Consider the following 18,586-nt stretch of genomic DNA (forward strand, 5'->3'; position numbering starts at 1 on the left):
CCGACTCCGGTGCGGTCAGGCGAGCTGGACGGTCCAGATCACCTGCATGCGCCAGACCATCACCGCCACGGCGAGCGCTGCCACCCCCATGATCACCGTGCTCCACCGACTGCGCTCGACGAGCGCCCAGGCGACCCCCGCGGGCGGCAGCAGGGCGGCGGAGACGAGATAGACCCAGAACTCCAGCAGGCTGCCGGTGGGTGGGTTGCCCGCGAACGGCGAGACGACGGCGATCACGATCTGCACGATGAGCAGGACTTCGACCAGCGCCATCGCCCCCACCGTGAGATCGCTCGGGCGGCGCCCGGCAAGACCGAGGATCACGCCGAGCAGCCCGGCGACGACGGCGACGGCGACCTGGATCAGGGTGAACCAGAGGATCATCCCGCAACATCCTCGGGCATGTTGATGACGCTCTTGATATCCGGCCCGCGACGTTCGACGATCCCCACGAGCACCCCGTCGGGATCGATGGCGGCCACGCGGGGTGCCGGTAGGACGTCGGCGATGCCGGGGAGCCGTTTGCCGTGCCGGAGGTCGCGCGCCTGCGCGGCGGTGACGCCGATGGATCCGAGCACCGCGGCGGCCGCCTCGGCGGGGGGCCACGGCGAGGCATCGACGAGATCGTCGAGGGCGACGGCGTCACCGAGCGAGAACGGGCCGATCCTCGTTCGCCGCAGCGCGGTGAGATGCCCTCCGACGCCGAGGGCGGCGCCGAGGTCGCGGGCGAGGGAGCGGATGTAGGTGCCGCTGGAGCAGTCCACGACGACGTCCAAGTCGACCGCGGTTTCGCTGCGGCGCTCGTCGGTGACCTCCAGCCGCGACACGGTCACCTCGCGGGCCGCGAGCGTGACCTCTTCCCCGGCGCGGGCCCGGTCGTAGGCGCGGCGCCCGTCCACCTTGATCGCGGAGTAGGTGCTCGGGATCTGGGAGATCGTGCCCCGCAGCACCGCCAGGCGCGTCTCGATGTCGTGGGCGGTCAGCCCCGTGGCATCCGCTGTCCCGGTGGTCTCGCCGTCGGCGTCATCGGTCGTCGTCGACTCCCCCAGGCGGATGGTGGCCTCGTACGTCTTGTCGAGACCGACGATGAAGGTGAGCAGGCGCGTGGCCGCATCCACTCCCAGGACCAGCAGTCCCGTCGCCATCGGGTCGAGCGTGCCGGCGTGGCCGATCTTGCGAGTGCCGCGCGCCCGACGGGCGCGCGCGACGACGTCGTGGCTGGTGATGCCGGAGGGCTTGTCGACCAGAAGGATCCCCGTCATCAGCAGGAATCCGCCCAGACGCGACGGGGATGCTCGGGATCGGTGTTGTCGACGATGGCGGCGGCGTGGGCGCGGGGATCGGCCTCTTTCAGATAGAGCTCCTGGCCTTCCCGGTAGCGGGTGTTCGAGGCGGCCCACGGGTCGGGGTCGGTGCCGTCGCGGGCGGCCACGCGGGCGGCGGCGACATCGATCGGCACGTCCAGCCACACCGACCAGTGCCAGATGCCGCGCAGCTCCGGGCGCAGGAGGAAGACGCCGTCGACGATGAGGACCGCGTCCCGAGGACCGGTGACCCACTCGGCCTCGACGGGCGCGTCGCGACGATGGTCGAACGCGGCAAGCTGGAATCCGGTGGCCCCGCCGGTCTGAGCGCCGTCGCGGAAGGGTTCGATGAGCACGCGGCGGAAGGTGGCATCGTCGAACGAGTCGCGGTAGAAGCCCTCGGGCGAGGTGCGCCCGCGGGCGTACCTCTCGGCGCGCGGACGGTGGAAGTCGTCGATCGAGGCGCGGAAGACCGCGGAACCGTCCTCGGCGAAGACCTGGGCGAGATGGTCGGCGAAGGTGGTCTTGCCGGCGCCGTCGATGCCGTCGACGGCGAGGATGACACGCCCCGCGCGGTAGTGCTGGCGCACCTCATCGCGAAGCGACCGCCACAGGGTGGTGGCCGGCGTGACGGGCAACTGCATGTGACTCAGCCTATGACCGCTCGTGCGACCCGCGCACCGCGCACGGCTGTCTAGGCTGATCGCCATGCCCGACCTCGCCGCGCCGCTCATCGCGTGGTACCGCGACACCGCCCGGGACCTCCCCTGGCGTCGTTCCGGGTTCCCCGCGTGGGGGACGCTGGTGTCGGAATTCATGCTGCAGCAGACGCCGGTGGGGCGCGTCATCCCCCACCTGGAGGCCTGGCTCGCGCGCTGGCCCGACCCGGCGAGCCTCGCCGCCGATCCGCCGGCCGAGGCGGTGAGGCAGTGGGCGAATCTCGGCTATCCGCGGCGCGCGCTGTGGCTGCACCGGGCGGCCACCGAGATCCGCGACCGGCACCACGGCGTGGTTCCGCGCGATGTCGACGCGCTCCTCGCGCTGACCGGGGTCGGCGACTACACGGCCCGGGCTGTGGCGGTCTTCGCCTACGGCGAGCGGCATCCGGTCGTGGACACCAACACCCGCCGCGTACTCGCCCGCGCCGTGGCCGGGAGGTCCCAGCCGGGGCCCCCCGCGCGCCGCGACCTGGCGGCCATGGCGGCGGTCCTCCCGCCCGATGACGAGGCGGCGGCGATCGTCAACGCGGCCGCGATGGAGCTGGGAGCGACGATCTGCACCGCCCGGGCTCCCCGGTGCGCGGGCTGCCCGCTGGCGGCGATGTGCGCGTGGCGGGCGGCGGGGTACCCCGATACCGGCGATGAGCGCCGGCGTCAGGCGCGTTACGAAGGCAGCGACCGGCAGGCGCGCGGAGCGGTGCTCAAAGCGCTGCGGCACGCCGCGCACGACGTGCCCCAGGAGTCGGTGCTCGCGGACTGGCCGGACGCCCTGCAGCGCGACCGCGCGATCGACTCCCTCATGGCGGACGGCCTCATCGAGGGATCCGAGGGGATGCTGCGCCTTACCGGGGCCGGTCAGTCCTCGTCGTCGTCGCGGGGCTTGACGTACGGGTCGGCCTCCCCGGCGTAGGTCGCCGAGGATGCAAGACCCGCGACCGCCGCGTCGCGCTCGCGCGCCTGGCGCAGGAGGTCCTCGATGTGCCCGGCGTTCTCGGGAAGGGCGTCGGGGATGAACTCCAGCGTCGGGGTCAGTCGCACGCCGAGCCCGCGGCCGACCTCGCTGCGGAGCATGCCGGTGGCGCGTCGCAGAGCCTCGCCCGAGGCCAGGCGCGCCTCCTCGTCGCCGAGGACGGTGTAGAACACCGAGGCGTGCTGCAGATCCCCGGTCACCTTGACATCCGTGATGGTGACGAAGCCCAACCGCGGGTCGCGCAGACCCTTCTCCAGTCGCTCGGCGATCAGGACCTTGATGCGGTCGGCCAGTCGAGCCTGTCGTTCCCCAGCCATCTTCTCTCCTTACTTCCACCCCGCGGCGTCTCGACCGGGCGGAGGTGACGGATGCGCCCTGGACAGTCGGGGTCTTGGGGGTCCTGTTGTCCAGGGCGCATCCGTCACCGGAGCCCTCAGCGGTCGATCAGCCGCGCGGCTTCTCCACCATTTCGGTCGTCTCGATCTCGTCGCCGATCTGGATGTCGTTGTACTTGCCCAATCCGATACCGGCCTCGAAGTCCGTGCGGACCTCGGTGACGTCGTCCTTGAACCGGCGCAGCGACTCGATGGCGAGGCCGTCGGCTATCACGACGCCGTCGCGGATGACGCGAGCCTTCGCGTTTCGAGTGATCGTGCCCGAGCGGACGATGACACCCGCGATGTTGCCGAACTTCGAGGAGCGGAACACCTCGCGGATCTCGGCGACACCCGACTGGACCTCTTCGAACTCCGGCTTGAGCATGCCCGTGAGGGACTGCTCGACATCGTCGATCGCGTTGTAGATGACCGAGTAGAACCGGACGTCCACGCCTTCACGCGCGGCACGCTCGCGCGCCTTGGTGTCGGGACGGACGTTGAAGCCGATCACGATCGCGTTGTCGATCGTGGCCAGGTTGATGTCCGACTCGGTGATCGCGCCGACGCCGCGGTGGATGATGCGCAGCTGGACGCTGTCGTCGACCTCGATCTTCAGCAGCGACTCCTCCAGCGCCTCGACGGCACCGGAGACGTCGCCCTTGATGATGAGGTTGAGCGACTCGACCTTGCCCTCCTCCAGCGCACGGGTGAAGTCCTCGAGCGAGATGCGCTTGCGAGCCTTCGCCAGGGCGGCGTTACGCTCCGCGGCCTCGCGCTTCTCGGCGATCTGGCGAGCCGTGCGGTCCTCCTCGGTGACGATGAAGACGTCGCCGGCGCGCGGAACGGAGTTGAGCCCCTGCACCTGCACGGGACGGGACGGGTAGGCCTCCTCGACCGGGTCGCCGTTCTCGTCGATCATCGCGCGGACGCGGCCGTACGCGGTGCCCGCCACGATCGCATCGCCGACCCGGAGGGTTCCGGACTGGATGAGCACCGTCGCAACCGAACCGCGGCCCTTGTCGAGCTTGGCTTCGATGGCGACACCGCGGGCGGCCTTGTTGGGGTTGGCCGTGAGGTCGAGTCCCGCATCGGCGGTCAGCAGCACCGCGTCCAGGAGATCCTGGATGCCGATGTTGTTGCGCGCCGACACGTCGACGAACATCACGTCGCCGCCGTACTCCTCGGCCACCAGACCGTACTCGGTGAGCTGCTGACGGACCTTGGCGGGGTTCGCCTCGGGCTTGTCGATCTTGTTCACCGCGACCACGATCGGCACGTTCGCCGCCTGGGCGTGGTTCAGCGCCTCCACCGTCTGCGGCATGATGCCGTCGTCGGCGGCGACCACGAGGATCGCGAGGTCGGTCACCTGCGCACCTCGGGCACGCATGGCGGTGAACGCCTCGTGACCCGGGGTGTCGATGAAGGTGACGGCGCGTTCGATGCCGTCATGCTCGGTCCACACCTGGTAGGCACCGATGTGCTGGGTGATGCCGCCGGCTTCGCCTGCGACCACGTTCGTCTGACGGATGGCGTCGAGCAGTCGCGTCTTACCGTGATCGACGTGGCCCATGACGGTCACGACCGGGGGACGGATCTCCAGATCCTCTTCGCTCTCGGCCTCGAGTTCGGCATCGAGGTCGAGGCCGAAGCCCTCGAGGAGCTCCTTGTCCTCGTCCTCGGGCGAGACCATCTGGATCTTGTAGCCCAGCTCCTCGCCCAGCACCTCGAAGGTGGCTTCGTCCAGCGACTCGGTCGCGGTGGCCATCTCGCCGAGGTTGAACAGGATCGTCACGAGCGTCCCGGGCTGGACGGTGTACCCGCGCAGGGCCTCGAGCTTGTCCGCGAAGTCGGCGATCGACGCGCCGCGGCGCAGGCGGATGATCTCGCCGTTGCCCTTCTGGACGTTGACGCCGCCGACGACCGGCGCCGACCGCATCTCGAATTCCTGCCGCTTCGCCCGACGCGACTTGCGCTGCTTGGACTTGCCGCCGCCCTTGCCGAAGGCGCCCGCGGTGCCACCACCGGGGCCTCGGCCACGGCCGCCGCCGCCACCCGGGCGACCGGCGAAGCCGCCGCCGGCGGGAGCGCCGGGACGGAAACCGCCGCCACCGGCACCGCCGGGACGACCGGGGCCGCCGGGACGCTGCTGGAAGGGCGCACCGGGACGACCGCCGCCGCCGGGACGGCCGGCGCCGCCGGGGCGCGGTGCACCGGGACGGGGGGCACCCGGACGGGGAGCCTGCGGGCGCGGGATGTTCCCGGGAGTGGGTCGCTGCCCCATCCCCTGCTGAGAGGAGAACGGGTTGTTCCCCGGACGCGGTCCGGCGGGGCGCTGCCCCATCCCCTGCTGGGACGAGAACGGGTTGTTACCCGGACGCGGCGCGCCCGGACGCGGGGCACTGCCGCCCGGTCGCGGTGCCGGCGGGGTCGGCGCCGCGGGTGAGGGCGCGGGAGCCGATGCCGACGGGGTGGCGGGCGTCGCTGCGGCGGGCCGCTCGACCTCGGGGGCCGGGGCGCCGGGCGCGGCGGGGCGCGGCGACGACTGCGGGGCAGACGGGGCAGCCGGCGCCGGCGCGGCAGACGCGGGAGCCGACGGCTTGGCCGCGGGCGCAGGACGTGAGGGACCCGGGCGACCCGCCGGGCGGGCGGTCGGGGCCTTGGTGTCGCCCGCCGCGGGGGCGGGAGCACCGTCCGCCTGCAGAGCAGCGCGGAGCTTGCGAGCCACGGGGGGCTCGATGGTCGACGAGGGGCTCTTGACGAACTCGCCGAGTTCTTTCAGCTTGGCCAGAGCGACCTTGCTGTCGACGCCGAGTTCGGAAGCGATCTCGTGCACGCGTGGTTTGGCAGCCACAAATTCTCCTGTCTGGGCCCGCCCAGACAGGGCAGGCCGTTAGTCGCGGACGGGTCTCATTTCGAGCCGTTCACTTTTTTTCCATAGCCGTTCAGCCGTTTCTCGAGGGCTTTCGTGTCAGGCGCACCTGACACCCGCAATGCGCGAACGAATGCGCGGCGCCGCATCGCGGCATCCACGCACTCCTGTGTGTCATGAACCCACGCGCCTCGCCCCGGCATCGACGCGCGCTCATCGAGGACGAGAACGGAATCGACCGCGACCACCCTGATGAGGGTGGCCCGGGGAGCACGCGCGCGGCAACCGACGCACATTCGTACAGGTTCCATGGTACACCTCGCCGGGCGTCGGCCCGGTGCGGGATCAGCCCTCTTCCAGGATCGAGTCCGGCTGGATGTCGATCTTCGCGCCCGTGAGCTTGGCCGCAAGTCGTGCGTTCTGCCCCTCTTTGCCGATGGCCAGCGACAGCTGGTAGTCCGGCACGAGAGCGCGGACGGCCTTGCTGTTGGAGTCGAGGATGAAGCTGGAGGTCACCTTCGCCGGCGACAGGGCGTTCGCGACGAACTTCGCCAGCTCGCCGTCCCAGTCGACGATGTCGATCTTCTCCCCGCCGAGCTCCTCGGTCACCGCCCGCACCCGACGGCCGAGCTCGCCGATGCACGCACCCTTGGCGTTGACGGTCGGATCGTTGGCCTTCACCGCGATCTTCGTGCGGTGTCCCGCCTCGCGCGCGAGGGAGACGATCTCCACCAGGCCGTCGGCGATCTCGGGCACCTCGAGCGCGAAGAGCTTGCGCACGAGCCCCGGGTGGGTTCGCGACACCGTGATGGACGGACCCTTGGTCCCCTTGGTCACGGAGGTGACGTACACCCGTACCCGCGCGCCGTGGGCGTAGTCCTCGCCCGGCACCTGCTCCTCCGGCGGGAGGATCGCCTCCACGCTGCCGAGGTCGACGTGGACCATCCGGGGGTTCGGCCCCTGCTGCACGACGCCGGCGACGATGTCGCCCTCCTTGCCGCGGAACTCTCCGAGCACGGCGTCGTCGGCGATGTCGCGCAGACGCTGGCTGATCACCTGCTTCGCGGCGAAGGCGGCGATCCGGCCGAAGTCGTCGGGGGTCGTCTCCTCCTCGCCGATGATCGCGCCCTCATCGTCGGTTAGAGGGAGGTAGATGGCCACATGACCGGTCTTGCGGTCGATCTGCGCACGCGCGCCCGCGGGCAGCTCACCGGTGGCGGAGGAGTGCTTGGCGTAGGCGGTCAGGATGGCCTGCTCGATGATGCGCAGCAGCTCGTCGAAGGGGATCTCCTTCTCCCGCTCGATGGTGCGCAGCAATCCGAGATCGATGTCCACGATGCCCTCTCCTCTATTCAGCTCTCTCCGGCAACAGCCGCTCCGGAATCCTTCCTACGGTACCCGATCGGCCGCCGCGGGGTGTCGGTCGGTCACCGCGCGCAGTCGTCGCGATCGAGCTCGCGCAGCTGGAACCTCTCGTCGCTCCACCGCACGAGAACCGGCAGGAACCGCGAGCCGGGAAGGAGGATCTGCAGGTGCTCGTAGTCGTCGTACACGAGGGTGCGGATGCGGCTGTCCGCCGCGCACGACCGGACGACGAAGTCCTCCTGGAGGGAGGGCGGGATGACCTCGTCGGCGCTCCCCCACGCCAGGAGGACGGGCATCTCCCACGGGCCCGACGCGGCATTGGCCTCCAGGCGCTCCCCCAACGGTCCGGCGGTGAGATCGCTGGCATACAGCGGGTTGTCGGCGGAGACCCCGAGCGCCGTGGCCACCGAGACCACCACCCCCGGCTCGCTCGGGCAGCGCTGCGTCATCTCCCGCACGATGGGTGCGGCGCCGGGGGCGAGGTATCGCGAGAGCTCGACATCGTCGTACGTGTCGGAGTACGGCACCAGCACCCAGGAGATGAGGATCGCCAGGAGCGCGTTCGGTTCGCCGGAGATGAGCTCTTCGGCCAGCTCCCTCGGCTCCGCCGCGGGAGCCAGGGCCGCCACCCCGAGGACGTCCACGTCGGGGGCGTAGTCATCGGCGATCTGCGCCGCCCAGAGCGCCGCGTGCCCGCCCTGCGAGTGCCCCCACGCCATCGTCCGCTTCGACAGGATGAGCCCGTCGATCTCGCGCGCGGCGAGCACTGCGTCCAGCGACGACCGCGCCTCGCCGGTGCCGATGAGGTACGGAAAGACTCCGGGCGCCCCCTGCCCGGTGTAGTCCGTGGAGACCACGACCCAGCCTTTGGCGAGGGCGTCCTCCAGCGCCGGGATCGCCCATCGTGTGGCGGCGTCGTCGCGGAGGCTGGGCGCGCATCCCCGGGCGACCCCGGTCGTGCCGTGATGCCACATCACCACCGGGCGCGCGCCGCGCGGCGGATCGACGGGCGAGATCACCAGGCCGCTGGCGACGGCGGGCTGCCCCGCGGCATCCCTCGTCGTGTACAGGATCCGCTTCACCTCGCCCCCCGCCGGCGCGCGACCGGAGTAGTCGTCCACGCGGATGAGCCGCCCATGGTCGTAGGGCACGACCTCGGGAGGGGTGTAGAACGCGTCGACGACCGGAGCACCGTCCTGCAGCCACTCATTCACCCACCATCCGCCGGCGCTGACGGCGACCAGGAGCAGCGAGAGGGCGTAGCGACCGGCCGCCTGCCAGCCACGGACGCGGCGCGACTCCCGTGCGGGAGGGCCGCCGTCCGCCCCCCTGCGCGAGGACAGCGCCGCCTGTCTGACGACGCGGACGAGCTGGGTGGCTCCGAAGACGATGGTGCGGATCCCGAAGACGACGGCGACGACGAGGACCGTGACATCGGGCCAGGTGACGGCGAGGATGGCGAAGACGATCTGGCTCCCGCCCCAGGTCGCCGAGAGCACGCGCTCGCTCGCGCGACCCCGCATGACGGCGTCGGCCAGGGAGGTGAGGCCACCCACGAAGAGCAGCACCGCGATCGCCGCCGGAAGGATCTGCAGCGCACCGCGCAGGCCCAGCAGGATGCCGAGTCCGAGGGCGACCCAGACGATCGCCAGCACACGCGACAGCCACCGCGGCTCACGCGGGCGGACCACCTCGGCAACGCCGGTGGCGATGGCGCTCAGCGCGACGTAGATCGCCAGCAGCACCAGGGAGGTGAGCGGTCGCGTGACCACGAGCAGCCCCAGGAGCACCGCCCCGGCGCCGATGACCACCGACACCCACGGTGGCGCGTGGGTGGCGAAGTGCGCGAGCGTGCGCCACCGGACGCGGCGCGGGGTCGGGTGTGCGCTCACCCGGGCCAGCCTATTCGCCCCCGGGTGGGAGGAGCCTCGACACCCGCCGTGCCGGAGGACGCTCGCGAAGGGGCGCCGCGGCCCGCCATACTTTGCGGATGGACGACGTCAACGCCTGGCTCCTGACGTGGGGCGACAACCTGTGGACCTGGGTGGTGCTCCCGGTGGTCGTGCTCCTCGGGCTCTACTTCACGGCTCGGTCAGGGGTTGTGCAGTTCCGCCTGATCCCCGAGATGTTCCGCACGCTCACCGACCGCACGCCCCGCACGGAGAGCGGAGCCCCGCAGTCGGTGTCGGCCTTCCAGGCCTTCACGATCTCGGCCGCGTCGCGGGTGGGGGTGGGCAACATCGCCGGGGTCGGCACCGCGATCGCGGTCGGCGGACCCGGAGCGGTCTTCTGGATGTGGCTGATGGCGTTCGTCGGCGGCGCGTCGAGCTTCATCGAGTCCTCCCTCGCGCAGCTGTTCAAGGTGCGCGACAAGGACGGCTTCCGCGGCGGCCCCGCGTACTACATGGAGCGGGGCCTGAAGGCCCGGTGGCTCGGCATCTGGTTCGCGGTCATCCTCATCATCTGCTTCCCGTTCGCCTTCAGCTCGCTGCAGGCCAACACCATCGCGGCCACGGTCGTCGCCACGATCGGCGACGGCTCCCCGGGGTGGCTCCCCTGGGTCATCGGCGCCGCGGTGGCGGTCTTGACAGCGCTGGTCGTGTTCGGCGGCGTCCGCCGCATCGCCTCGGTGACGCAGCTGCTGGTTCCTGTCATGGCCCTGGCCTACCTGCTGCTCGGACTCATCGTCGTGGCGGTGAACATCGAGCGGGTGCCCGAGGTCTTCGCGCAGATCTTCACCCAGGCCTTCGGGTTCAACGAGGTCGTCGGCGCCGCGTTCGGCTACATCGTGCTGACGGGTGTCAAGCGCGGGATGTTCTCCAACGAGGCGGGCCTGGGGTCAGCCCCCAACGCCGGGGCGAGCGCGGCGGTGACGCACCCGGTCAAGCAGGGGCTCGTGCAGACCCTGGGCGTCTACTTCGACACCTTCCTGGTGTGCTCGATCACGGCCTTCATCATCCTGGTATCGGTGCCTGATCTCGCCGGCGCGCAGCGCGGGATCGACCTGACGCAGGGAGCGCTGGTCAGCACGCTCGGCGCCTGGTCGAGCGTGGCGTTGAGCGTCATCATCTTCCTGCTGGCGTTCTCGTCGATCCTGGGAAACTACTACTACGGCGAATCGAACATCGAGTTCATCAACCCCGCGCCCTGGCTGCTCACCGGCTATCGCACCCTGGTCGTCGTGGCGGTCCTCGTCGGATCGGTGGTCGGGGCCGACCTGGTCTGGAACTTCGCCGACGGTGTGATGGGCCTCATGGCCCTGACCAACCTCATCGCGATCGGTCTGCTCTCGGGCGTCGCCTTCCGGCTGCTGAAGGACTACACCCAGCAGCGACGCGAGGGACGCGACCCCGTCTTCACCCGCGACCGACTGCCTGAGGTCACCGGCATCTCGGTGTGGGAGGACGAGCTCTCGGTGACCGGTCCCATCGACCTGCCGACGCGCGAGCGGCAGAGCCGCAAGCACCGCGACCACCTCCACGCGCCCGCCAAGCGGTCGTGACGGCACGCGTGGCTACGCTGGGGTGATGGGGGCGGCGTCCGAGGCACGAAGCGCAGCACGCGCCGTGGAGGACGCCGAGTGGTTCCGCGTTCTGGCGCGCTCGGGCTACGTCGCGAACGGAGTGGTGCACCTGATCCTCGGCGTGCTGACCCTGGCGATCGCCCTGGGCTCGGACGGCGCCAGTGACCAGACGGTGGTCTTCAAAGCGATCGCCGCGGCGCCACTGGGTTTCGCGGGCCTGTGGGCCCTGACCGTGGCCCTGTCGGCGCTCGGCATCTGGCAGCTCGTGCAGAGCGTGCTGATGCGGCGGCGGGGCGATGAGATGCGCCTGGCCGTCTGGGGTCGGCGCCTCGGAGCGGTCGGACAAGCCGTGATCTTCCTCGCGCTGGGACTCATCTCCGCCGCGGTGGCGCTCGGTGCCCGGCCCGACGCCGAGGAGACCACCGAAGACCTCAGCTCCGTGCTCCTGGACATCTGGGGCGGCGCCGTGGTGCTCGCGCTCACCGGCCTCGGGGTGGGGATCGGCGGCATCGCGTTCGTCGTGATGGGCGTGCGACGAAGCTTCGAGAACCGGATGACGCTGCCGGACGGCCGGCTCGGCACGACCGTCCGACTCCTCGGGGTCGTGGGGTTCCTCGCCAAGGGCATCGCGCTGACGATCGTCGGGATCCTGCTGCTCGCCGCCACGGTGACCGCCGACGCCGACGTCGCGGGAGGTCTGGACGGCGCCGTGCAGGCGCTCTTCCGTCTCGCCCTCGGACCGTTCCTCGTGGCGGCGGTGGGTGTCGGGCTGCTCTGCTACGGCGTGTTCAGCATGTTCCGGGCGCGGTACGCGCGACTCACCTGGCGGTGAGCTGCGCGATCGCGGCCTCGACGTCCATGACCTGTCGCTCGCCGGTCGCACGGTCCCACAGCTCGACATCGCCGGCAGCGGCGTCGCGCCCTGCGATGACGATGCGAGGCACGCCGACGAGCTCGGCATCGGCGAACTTCACCCCGGGAGACACCTTCGGACGGTCGTCGTAGAGCACGTCGCGCCCCGTGGCCTCCAGCCGCGCGGCGATGTCCTCGGCGAGAGCGTACGCCGCGGCATCCTTCCCCGTCGCGACCACGTGCACGTCGAACGGCGAGACGGACTCGGGCCAGATGAGACCCCGGTCGTCGTTGTTCAGCTCGGCGAGGATCGCGAGGATGCGGGTGACACCGATGCCGTAGGAGCCCATCGTGACGGTGACCAGCTTGCCGTTCTCGTCGAGCACCTTCAGCCCGAGGGTCTCGGCGAAGAACCGACCGAGCTGGAACACGTGGCCGATCTCCATGCCACGGGCCAGCGACACGGGGCCCGAGCCGTCGGGGGCCGGGTCACCGGCGCGCACCGAGGCGACATCCACCACGCCGTCTCCGACGAAGTCGCGACCCGCGACCAGGGAGTGGACGTGCTTCTCGTGGATGTTGGCTCCGGTGATCCAGCTGGTGCCGTCCACGACGCGGGGGTCGAGCAGGTAACGGATGCCACTGGCCGACTCCTCCCCGAGGATCGGCCCGGTCTCGGACCAGGGACCGATGTACCCGCGCACGAGCTGCGGGTGGCGTGCGAAGTCGGCGTCGGTGGCGGCCTCGACCTCCGCCGGCGCGAAGGCGACCTCGACGCGCTTGTCATCGACGTCGCGATCGCCCGGAACCCCGACGACCACGATCTCCCGCGTGCCGTCGAGGTGGGTGAGGGCCAGCACGACGTTCTTCAGGGTGTGCGCCGCCGTCCACTGCGTCGCGCCGTCGGTCGCCGGTCCCGCGACGCCCGGAGCGGGCGCGGCGAGGTGGGCGTTGGCGTGATCGACCAGGGTCTGGATGGTGGGGGTGTCGGGTGAGTCGAAGACGACCGGAGCGGGGAGGCCCTCGATCGACCGGGGCGCCGGCGCGATCGTCTGGAACGCCTCGACGTTGGCCGCGTAGCCCGCCTCCGACCGGACGAAAGTGTCTTCGCCTACCGGGGTGGGGTGGAGGAACTCCTCGCTGCGGGCGCCGCCCATCAGGCCGTTGTCGGCCTGGACGATGACGTATTCCATCCCGAGCCGCTGGAAGATCCGCTCGTACGCGTCGCGCTGCGCCTGGTAGGAGACGTCGAGGCCCTCATCGGTGTAGTCGAACGAGTAGGCGTCCTTCATCGTGAACTCGCGTCCGCGGAGCAGGCCCGCGCGGGGACGAGCCTCGTCGCGGTACTTGTCCTGGATCTGGTAGATCGCCAGCGGCAGGTCCTTGTACGAGGAGTAGAGGTCCTTCACCAGGAGCGTGAACAGCTCCTCGTGCGTCGGCGCCAGTAGGTAGTCGGCGTCCTTGCGGTCCTTCAGCCGGAAGATCCCGTCGCCGTAGGCCTCCCATCGCCCGGACTCGCGGTACGGATCGGCGGGCACCAGGGCGGGGAAGTGCACCTCGTAGGCGCCGATCGCCCCCATCTCCTCGCGGATGATGTTCTCGATGCGGGCCTTCACGCGCAGCCCGAGCGGGAGCCAGGCGAAGATGCCGGGCGCCTGGCGACGGATGTACCCGGCGCGGACGAGGAGGCGGTGACTGGTCACCTCGGCGTCGGCGGGATCTTCGCGGAGGGTGCGGAGGAAGAAGTGCGAGAGACGGGTGACCACGAGCGACAAGTCTAGGGCGACGCTCGAGAGTCACGCTCCGGGCTGCCGTCGTCGCCACGGTGCGCCCACCCGCTCCCGCAGGAAGGAGTCGCCGCTTCGGAGCGTATGCACGATGCCGAGGGCCGGATCGCCGGCGGTGAAGTGGAACAGGTGCGACAAGCCCCACCCGCCGGGGTCGTCCGGGTCGTGGTCGCCCCCTCCGCACGCCAGGACGGGATCGAGGTCGGGGTCCTTCGATACCCACAGGATCGGGCGGGTGTCGTTCAGGACGTGGATGCAGGCGATGCCCATGCGCAGATTCATGGCCCGACGCTAGGGGCGCGGACCCGGGTCGTCCCGGGCCGAGCGGTCATCTGTGGACCGATCGACGCTCGGGCCCCGCTGTGCAGGAAGCGAGGGCCGACATGCGGGAGTCGGGCTCACACGCGGGAATGCAATATATTGCAATCACCTCCGCATCGCACGCACGAAAGGCGCCCCGTGAAGCTGCACGATTTCCCCCGGCATCCGCTCACCTTCGGACCGAGCCCGCTCCAGCCGCTTCATCGGCTCACGCAGCACCTCGGCGGGGCGGAGATCTGGGCCAAGCGCGAGGACGTCTCCAGCGGCCTGGCCTTCGGTGGCAACAAGATCCGCAAACTCGAGTACATCGTCCCCGACGTGCTGGCCTCGGGCGCCGACACCCTTGTCTCGATCGGCGGGTACCAGTCCAATCACACCCGTCAGGTGGCCGCCGTCGCCGCGCACCTTGGGCTGAAGGCCCGGCTGGTGCAGGAGAAGTGGGTGCCGTGGGACGACCCGGTGAACGACCACGTCGGCAACATCCTCCTGTCCCGCATGATGGGCGCGGACTCGCGGCTGGATGACGCGGGGTTCGACATCGGCATCCGCGATTCGTGGAAGCAGGCGCTCGCCGAGGTGGAGGCCTCCGGTGGCACCCCCTACCCGATCCCGGCGGGCGCGTCCGAGCATCGGCTCGGCGGGCTCGGCTTCGCGAACTGGGCCTTCGAGGTCGCCGAGCAGGAGAAGGCGCTCGGGGTGTTCTTCGACACCGTCATCGTCTGCACGGTCACAGGGTCCACCCACGCGGGGATGATCGCGGGATTCGCGGCGCTGGAGGAGCTCACCGGTGTGCGGCGCCGTGTCATCGGCATCGACGCCTCCGCGACCATCGAGAAGACCCGCGACCAGGTCGCGCGGATCGCCCGGAGCACCGCAGAGCTGATCGAACTCGGCCGCGATCTCCGTGACGACGAGATCCAGGTGCTCGAGGGCTGGGCCGGCGACCTGTACGGCATCCCGGTCGACTCGACGATGGAGGCCATGGCCCTCGGGGCCCGGCTCGAGGCGATGATCACCGACCCGGTCTACGAGGGGAAGTCCCTCGCGGGGCTCATCGATCTCGTGAAGGAGGGCGAGATCCCCGCGTCATCCACCGTTCTCTATGCCCACCTCGGCGGGCAGCCGGCGATCAACGCCTACCACTCGCTCTGGAGCTGAGCGGGGCGTCAGCTCGTGACGACCTGCGCCGTTCCGAGGGGAGCGTCGGGGCCCATCTCGTCGGCGATGCGGTTGGCCTCCTCGATAAGGGTGGCGACGATCTCGGACTCGGGGACGGTCTTGATCACCTGCCCCTTGACGAAGATCTGACCCTTGCCGTTGCCGGAGGCGACGCCGAGGTCGGCTTCCCGCGCCTCGCCGGGACCGTTCACGACGCAGCCCATGACGGCCACGCGCAGCGGCACGGTCATGTCCTTCAGGCCGTCGGTGACGCTGTCGGCGAGCGAGTAGACGTCGACCTGGGCACGTCCGCACGAGGGGCACGAGACGATCTCGAGCTTGCGTTCGCGCAGGTTCAGCGACTGCAGGATCTGGTGGCCGACCTTGACCTCCTCCGCCGGGGGCGCCGAGAGCGAGACGCGGATCGTGTCGCCGATCCCCTCCCCCAGCAGGATGCCGAACGCGGTGGCGCTCTTGATCGTGCCCTGGAAGGCGGGGCCGGCCTCGGTGACGCCGAGGTGCAGCGGCCAGTCGCCGCGCTCGGCGAGGAGGCGGTACGCCTTGACCATGACGACCGGGTCGTTGTGCTTGACCGAGATCTTGAAGTCGTGGAAGTCGTGCTCCTCGAACAGCGACGCCTCCCACACGGCGCTCTCCACGAGCGCCTCGGGGGTGGCCTTGCCGTACTTCTCCAGCAGCCGGGGGTCGAGAGAGCCGGCGTTGACACCGATCCGCAGCGACACGCCCGCGTCACTGGCGGCCTTGGCGATCGCGCCCACCTGGTCGTCGAACTTGCGGATGTTGCCGGGGTTCACCCGCACGGCGCCGCAGCCGGCGTCGATCGCCTGGAAGACGTACTTCGGCTGGAAGTGGATGTCGGCGATGACCGGGATCTGGCTCTTCTTGGCGATGATGTGCAGCACATCGGCGTCGTCCTGGGAGGGCACCGCCACGCGGACGATCTCGCAGCCGGATGCCGTCAGTTCGGCGATCTGCTGAAGGGTGGCGTTGATGTTCGTCGTCGGCGTCGTCGTCATGGACTGGACGCTGACGGGGGCATCACCACCGACGAGCACCTTTCCGACGCGGATCTGCCGTGTCTTGCGGCGGGGGGCGAGGACCTCGGGCACACGAGGCATACCGATGTTCACAGCAGGCACGGATTCAGCCTACGCCGCACGAGTGGGCCGGGGTGGGAAAACCGTCTCGCCCGCAGTGTCGGGATGCCGGTGTGGTAGGTTCGCGGCATGTTGGCGCACTGGTGGCTCACCGCGTAGGCGGTGGTGTTCGCGCGACATCCGACCGCCTCCGGGCGGTCTTCTTCGTAGGGTGACCGCCCCCTGACGAAAGACCGAGATGACCGGCTTCCCCCACGACCTGTTCGCCGAGCTCGCCCAGGGCGCTCTTCCTTTCGCCCTCATCGCCCGCGACGCCGAGACCGTGGAGCTGCTGACCGGTGACGTGGTCGACGTCGACCTCCTCGCCGACATCCCGCTGACCGACGCCGCGGGTACTCCGCACGAGGTCCTCGCCCTCGTCCCCTTCCGGCAGGTCCGCGAGCGCGGCTTCTCGTGCCACGACGACGGCGCGCCGCTGCGCTGCCTCATCGTCACCGGCCGCACCGTGTTCTCCCGAGCGGAGGCGCTCGCCGAACTGCCGAGCGCACCGGTCGCCCTGCAGGACGCCGGCTTCGACATCGACGACGAGGAATACGCCGACATCGTCCGGCGCGTGATCGCCGACGAGATCGGCCGCGGCGAGGGCGCGAACTTCGTCATCCGGCGTGACTTCACCGCCGCTGTCGACGCCGATCCCGTCACGACGGCGCTGACCTGGTTCCGGGCCCTCCTCGAGCACGAGCGCGGTGCGTACTGGACCTTCGCCGTGGTCACCCCCGATCATGTCGCGGTGGGCGCGAGCCCCGAGGCGCACGTCAGTGCCCGCGACGGGGTGGTGACCATGAATCCCATCTCCGGGACCTTCCGCCACCCGGCGGGCGGCGCCACGGTCCCGACACTCACGGAGTTCCTCCGATCGACGAAGGAGACCGAGGAGCTCTTCATGGTCGTCGACGAAGAGCTGAAGATGATGAGCGCGGTGTGCTCCGACGGGGGGCGCATCACCGGACCGCACCTGAAGGAGATGTCGCGCCTCACCCACACGGAGTACGTGCTGCGGGGACGCAGCCGACTGGATCCCCGCGAGATCCTCCGCGAGACCATGTTCGCCCCGACCGTGACCGGGTCGCCGATGCAGAACGCCTGCACGGTCATCACGCGCCACGAGACCTCGCCCCGCGGGTACTACTCCGGCGTCGCCGCCCTCTTCACGCCGCGTACCGACCTGGTGCTCGAGGGCGAGTCGACGCACGATCTCGACGCGCCCATCCTCATCCGCACGGCCTACCTCTCCGACGGCCGGCTACGGGTGCCCGTGGGGGCGACGCTGGTGCGTCACTCCGACCCCTACGGCGAGGTCGGCGAGACGCACGGAAAGGCCGCCGGGGTGCTGGGCGCGATCGGTGCGATCCCGCGTGACGTGCCCGCGCAGGCCGTACTCCCGGTCGTGGCCGCGTCGGAGGACGCGATCGACGAGGATGCCCCCGCCGCCGACGCGCGGCCGCTGGGTTCGGACCCCGAGATCGCCGCGCTCCTGGCCTCGCGCAACGCCCGACTCGCCGCGTTCTGGCTCAACCCGCAGGCGACGCCCGAGGGCGGAGGTCCGTTCGCGGGCCGGTCGGCGATCGTCGTCGACGCGGAGGATCGGTTCACCACGATGCTCGCCCACCAGCTGCGCCACCTCGGTCTCGACGTCGAGATCGTGCCGTGGGACCGCGTCTCGGACGAGCAGATCGATGCCGCCGAGCTGGTCGTATCGGGCCCGGGCCCGGGTGACCCGCGTGACCCGTCGACACCGCGGATGCGGCGCATGCGCGAGGTGGTCGCCCGTCGCCGGGCGCTGGGGCGCCCCCTCGTGGCGGTGTGCCTGAGCCATCAGATCCTCGCCGACGGCCTCGGCATCGACCTGGTCCCCCTCGATCAGCCCCATCAGGGGCTGCAGAAGACGGTCGACGTCTTCGGCGAGGCGGCATCCATCGGCTTCTACAACACCTTCACCGCGCGCGTCCCAGCCGGAACCACCCGGGTGGGCGCCGACGTCGAGATCGAGGTGGCTGCAGACCCCGTCAGCGGTGACGTCTTCGCCCTGCGCGGGCCCGGCTTCGCCTCGATCCAGGGACACCTCGAGTCGATCCTGTCTAGGGACGGGATGCTGACGCTCGAGCGGCTGGTCGCCGCCGCTCTCTCGCCGGTCACCGCCTGAGCACCACGCGCCGACGAGCG

General features: G+C 70.6%; 16 protein-coding genes. 5 read left to right on the forward strand and 11 right to left on the reverse strand.

All coding sequences use genetic code 11. The annotated features are described in order from the left end of the window. Positions 1–15: 15 nt before the first annotated feature. Genes MA875_RS05835 through MA875_RS05845 form a run of 3 tightly spaced genes read right to left on the reverse strand, consistent with a single transcriptional unit; the run spans position 16 to position 1,948 of the window. Positions 16–384, reverse strand: coding sequence for a hypothetical protein (locus MA875_RS05835; protein WP_248240965.1), 369 nt, complete (start codon positions 382–384; stop codon positions 16–18). Next, positions 381–1,262, reverse strand: a complete 882-nt coding sequence (gene truB, locus MA875_RS05840) for a tRNA pseudouridine(55) synthase TruB (protein ID WP_248240966.1) — start codon at positions 1,260–1,262, stop codon at positions 381–383. The genes MA875_RS05835 and truB overlap by 4 nt, the downstream gene beginning before the upstream one ends. Further along, positions 1,262–1,948 carry a nucleoside/nucleotide kinase family protein gene (locus tag MA875_RS05845; RefSeq protein WP_248240967.1) on the reverse strand — a complete coding sequence of 229 codons (687 nt, stop codon included), beginning with the start codon at positions 1,946–1,948 and terminating at the stop codon, positions 1,262–1,264. Before MA875_RS05845 ends, truB begins: the two co-directional genes overlap by 1 nt. Positions 1,949–2,012: 64 nt before the next feature. On the opposite strand from MA875_RS05845, the gene MA875_RS05850 reads away from it, so the two are divergent. After that, entirely contained in the window at positions 2,013–2,933 is a 921-nt protein-coding gene (locus MA875_RS05850) for an HhH-GPD family protein (RefSeq protein WP_248240968.1), read from the forward strand. On the opposite strand, the gene rbfA is transcribed toward MA875_RS05850, so the two are convergent. The 5 genes from rbfA to MA875_RS05875 form a co-directional block, all read right to left on the reverse strand. Further along, positions 2,879–3,310, reverse strand: coding sequence for a 30S ribosome-binding factor RbfA (gene rbfA / locus MA875_RS05855; RefSeq protein WP_248240970.1), 432 nt, complete (start codon positions 3,308–3,310; stop codon positions 2,879–2,881). The genes MA875_RS05850 and rbfA overlap by 55 nt on opposite strands. Positions 3,311–3,437: 127 nt before the next feature. After that, positions 3,438–6,221: a translation initiation factor IF-2 gene (infB, locus tag MA875_RS05860; RefSeq protein ID WP_248240972.1), complete on the reverse strand. Its 2,784-nt coding sequence runs from the start codon at positions 6,219–6,221 to the stop codon at positions 3,438–3,440. A 56-nt stretch (positions 6,222–6,277) separates the two neighbouring features. Beyond that, positions 6,278–6,550 (reverse strand): YlxR family protein, encoded by a 273-nt coding sequence (locus MA875_RS05865; protein WP_308221503.1) that lies wholly within the window; start codon positions 6,548–6,550, stop codon positions 6,278–6,280. Between the two features lie 34 nt (positions 6,551–6,584). Further along, entirely contained in the window at positions 6,585–7,574 is a 990-nt protein-coding gene (gene nusA, locus MA875_RS05870; RefSeq protein ID WP_248240976.1) for a transcription termination factor NusA, read from the reverse strand. A 92-nt stretch (positions 7,575–7,666) separates the two neighbouring features. Continuing rightward, positions 7,667–9,496: a lipase family protein gene (locus MA875_RS05875; RefSeq protein ID WP_248240978.1), complete on the reverse strand. Its 1,830-nt coding sequence runs from the start codon at positions 9,494–9,496 to the stop codon at positions 7,667–7,669. A 98-nt stretch (positions 9,497–9,594) separates the two neighbouring features. On the opposite strand from MA875_RS05875, the gene MA875_RS05880 reads away from it, so the two are divergent. Then, a complete protein-coding gene (locus tag MA875_RS05880; protein WP_248240980.1) occupies positions 9,595–11,106 on the forward strand; it encodes an alanine/glycine:cation symporter family protein in 1,512 nt (503 codons plus the stop codon). Positions 11,107–11,131: 25 nt separating this feature from the next. After that, entirely contained in the window at positions 11,132–11,959 is an 828-nt protein-coding gene (locus tag MA875_RS05885) for a DUF1206 domain-containing protein (RefSeq protein ID WP_248240982.1), read from the forward strand. On the opposite strand, the gene MA875_RS05890 is transcribed toward MA875_RS05885, so the two are convergent. Both MA875_RS05890 and MA875_RS05895 read right to left on the reverse strand, forming a co-directional pair. Then, positions 11,946–13,745 (reverse strand): proline--tRNA ligase, encoded by a 1,800-nt coding sequence (locus MA875_RS05890; protein ID WP_248240984.1) that lies wholly within the window; start codon positions 13,743–13,745, stop codon positions 11,946–11,948. The genes MA875_RS05885 and MA875_RS05890 overlap by 14 nt on opposite strands. A gap of 30 nt (positions 13,746–13,775) precedes the next feature. Beyond that, entirely contained in the window at positions 13,776–14,048 is a 273-nt protein-coding gene (locus tag MA875_RS05895) for a hypothetical protein (protein ID WP_248240986.1), read from the reverse strand. Between the two features lie 177 nt (positions 14,049–14,225). Here MA875_RS05895 and MA875_RS05900 point away from each other — a divergent pair, with 177 nt between their 5' ends. After that, entirely contained in the window at positions 14,226–15,245 is a 1,020-nt protein-coding gene (locus tag MA875_RS05900) for a 1-aminocyclopropane-1-carboxylate deaminase (protein WP_248240987.1), read from the forward strand. An 8-nt stretch (positions 15,246–15,253) separates the two neighbouring features. Here the strand turns inward: MA875_RS05900 and ispG are convergent, their stop codons facing one another. Next, entirely contained in the window at positions 15,254–16,405 is a 1,152-nt protein-coding gene (gene ispG, locus MA875_RS05905) for a flavodoxin-dependent (E)-4-hydroxy-3-methylbut-2-enyl-diphosphate synthase (protein ID WP_248240989.1), read from the reverse strand. Positions 16,406–16,601: 196 nt separating this feature from the next. On the opposite strand from ispG, the gene MA875_RS05910 reads away from it, so the two are divergent. Next, positions 16,602–18,566 carry an anthranilate synthase family protein gene (locus tag MA875_RS05910; RefSeq protein WP_248240991.1) on the forward strand — a complete coding sequence of 655 codons (1,965 nt, stop codon included), beginning with the start codon at positions 16,602–16,604 and terminating at the stop codon, positions 18,564–18,566. Positions 18,567–18,586: the final 20 nt, after the last annotated feature.

Source organism: Microbacterium kunmingense (genome assembly GCF_023155745.1).
Lineage (GTDB): Bacteria > Actinomycetota > Actinomycetes > Actinomycetales > Microbacteriaceae > Microbacterium > Microbacterium kunmingense.

Coding starts and splice junctions, on each gene's coding strand:
- truB (WP_248240966.1), bottom strand. CDS start 1,262: ATGACGGGGATCCTTCTGGTCGACAAGCCCTCCGGCATCACCAGCCAC.
- MA875_RS05910 (WP_248240991.1), top strand. CDS start 16,602: ATGACCGGCTTCCCCCACGACCTGTTCGCCGAGCTCGCCCAGGGCGCT.
- MA875_RS05845 (WP_248240967.1), bottom strand. CDS start 1,948: ATGCAGTTGCCCGTCACGCCGGCCACCACCCTGTGGCGGTCGCTTCGC.
- MA875_RS05865 (WP_308221503.1), bottom strand. CDS start 6,550: ATGGAACCTGTACGAATGTGCGTCGGTTGCCGCGCGCGTGCTCCCCGG.
- MA875_RS05895 (WP_248240986.1), bottom strand. CDS start 14,048: ATGAATCTGCGCATGGGCATCGCCTGCATCCACGTCCTGAACGACACC.
- MA875_RS05880 (WP_248240980.1), top strand. CDS start 9,595: ATGGACGACGTCAACGCCTGGCTCCTGACGTGGGGCGACAACCTGTGG.
- rbfA (WP_248240970.1), bottom strand. CDS start 3,310: ATGGCTGGGGAACGACAGGCTCGACTGGCCGACCGCATCAAGGTCCTG.
- MA875_RS05885 (WP_248240982.1), top strand. CDS start 11,132: ATGGGGGCGGCGTCCGAGGCACGAAGCGCAGCACGCGCCGTGGAGGAC.
- MA875_RS05850 (WP_248240968.1), top strand. CDS start 2,013: ATGCCCGACCTCGCCGCGCCGCTCATCGCGTGGTACCGCGACACCGCC.
- MA875_RS05835 (WP_248240965.1), bottom strand. CDS start 384: ATGATCCTCTGGTTCACCCTGATCCAGGTCGCCGTCGCCGTCGTCGCC.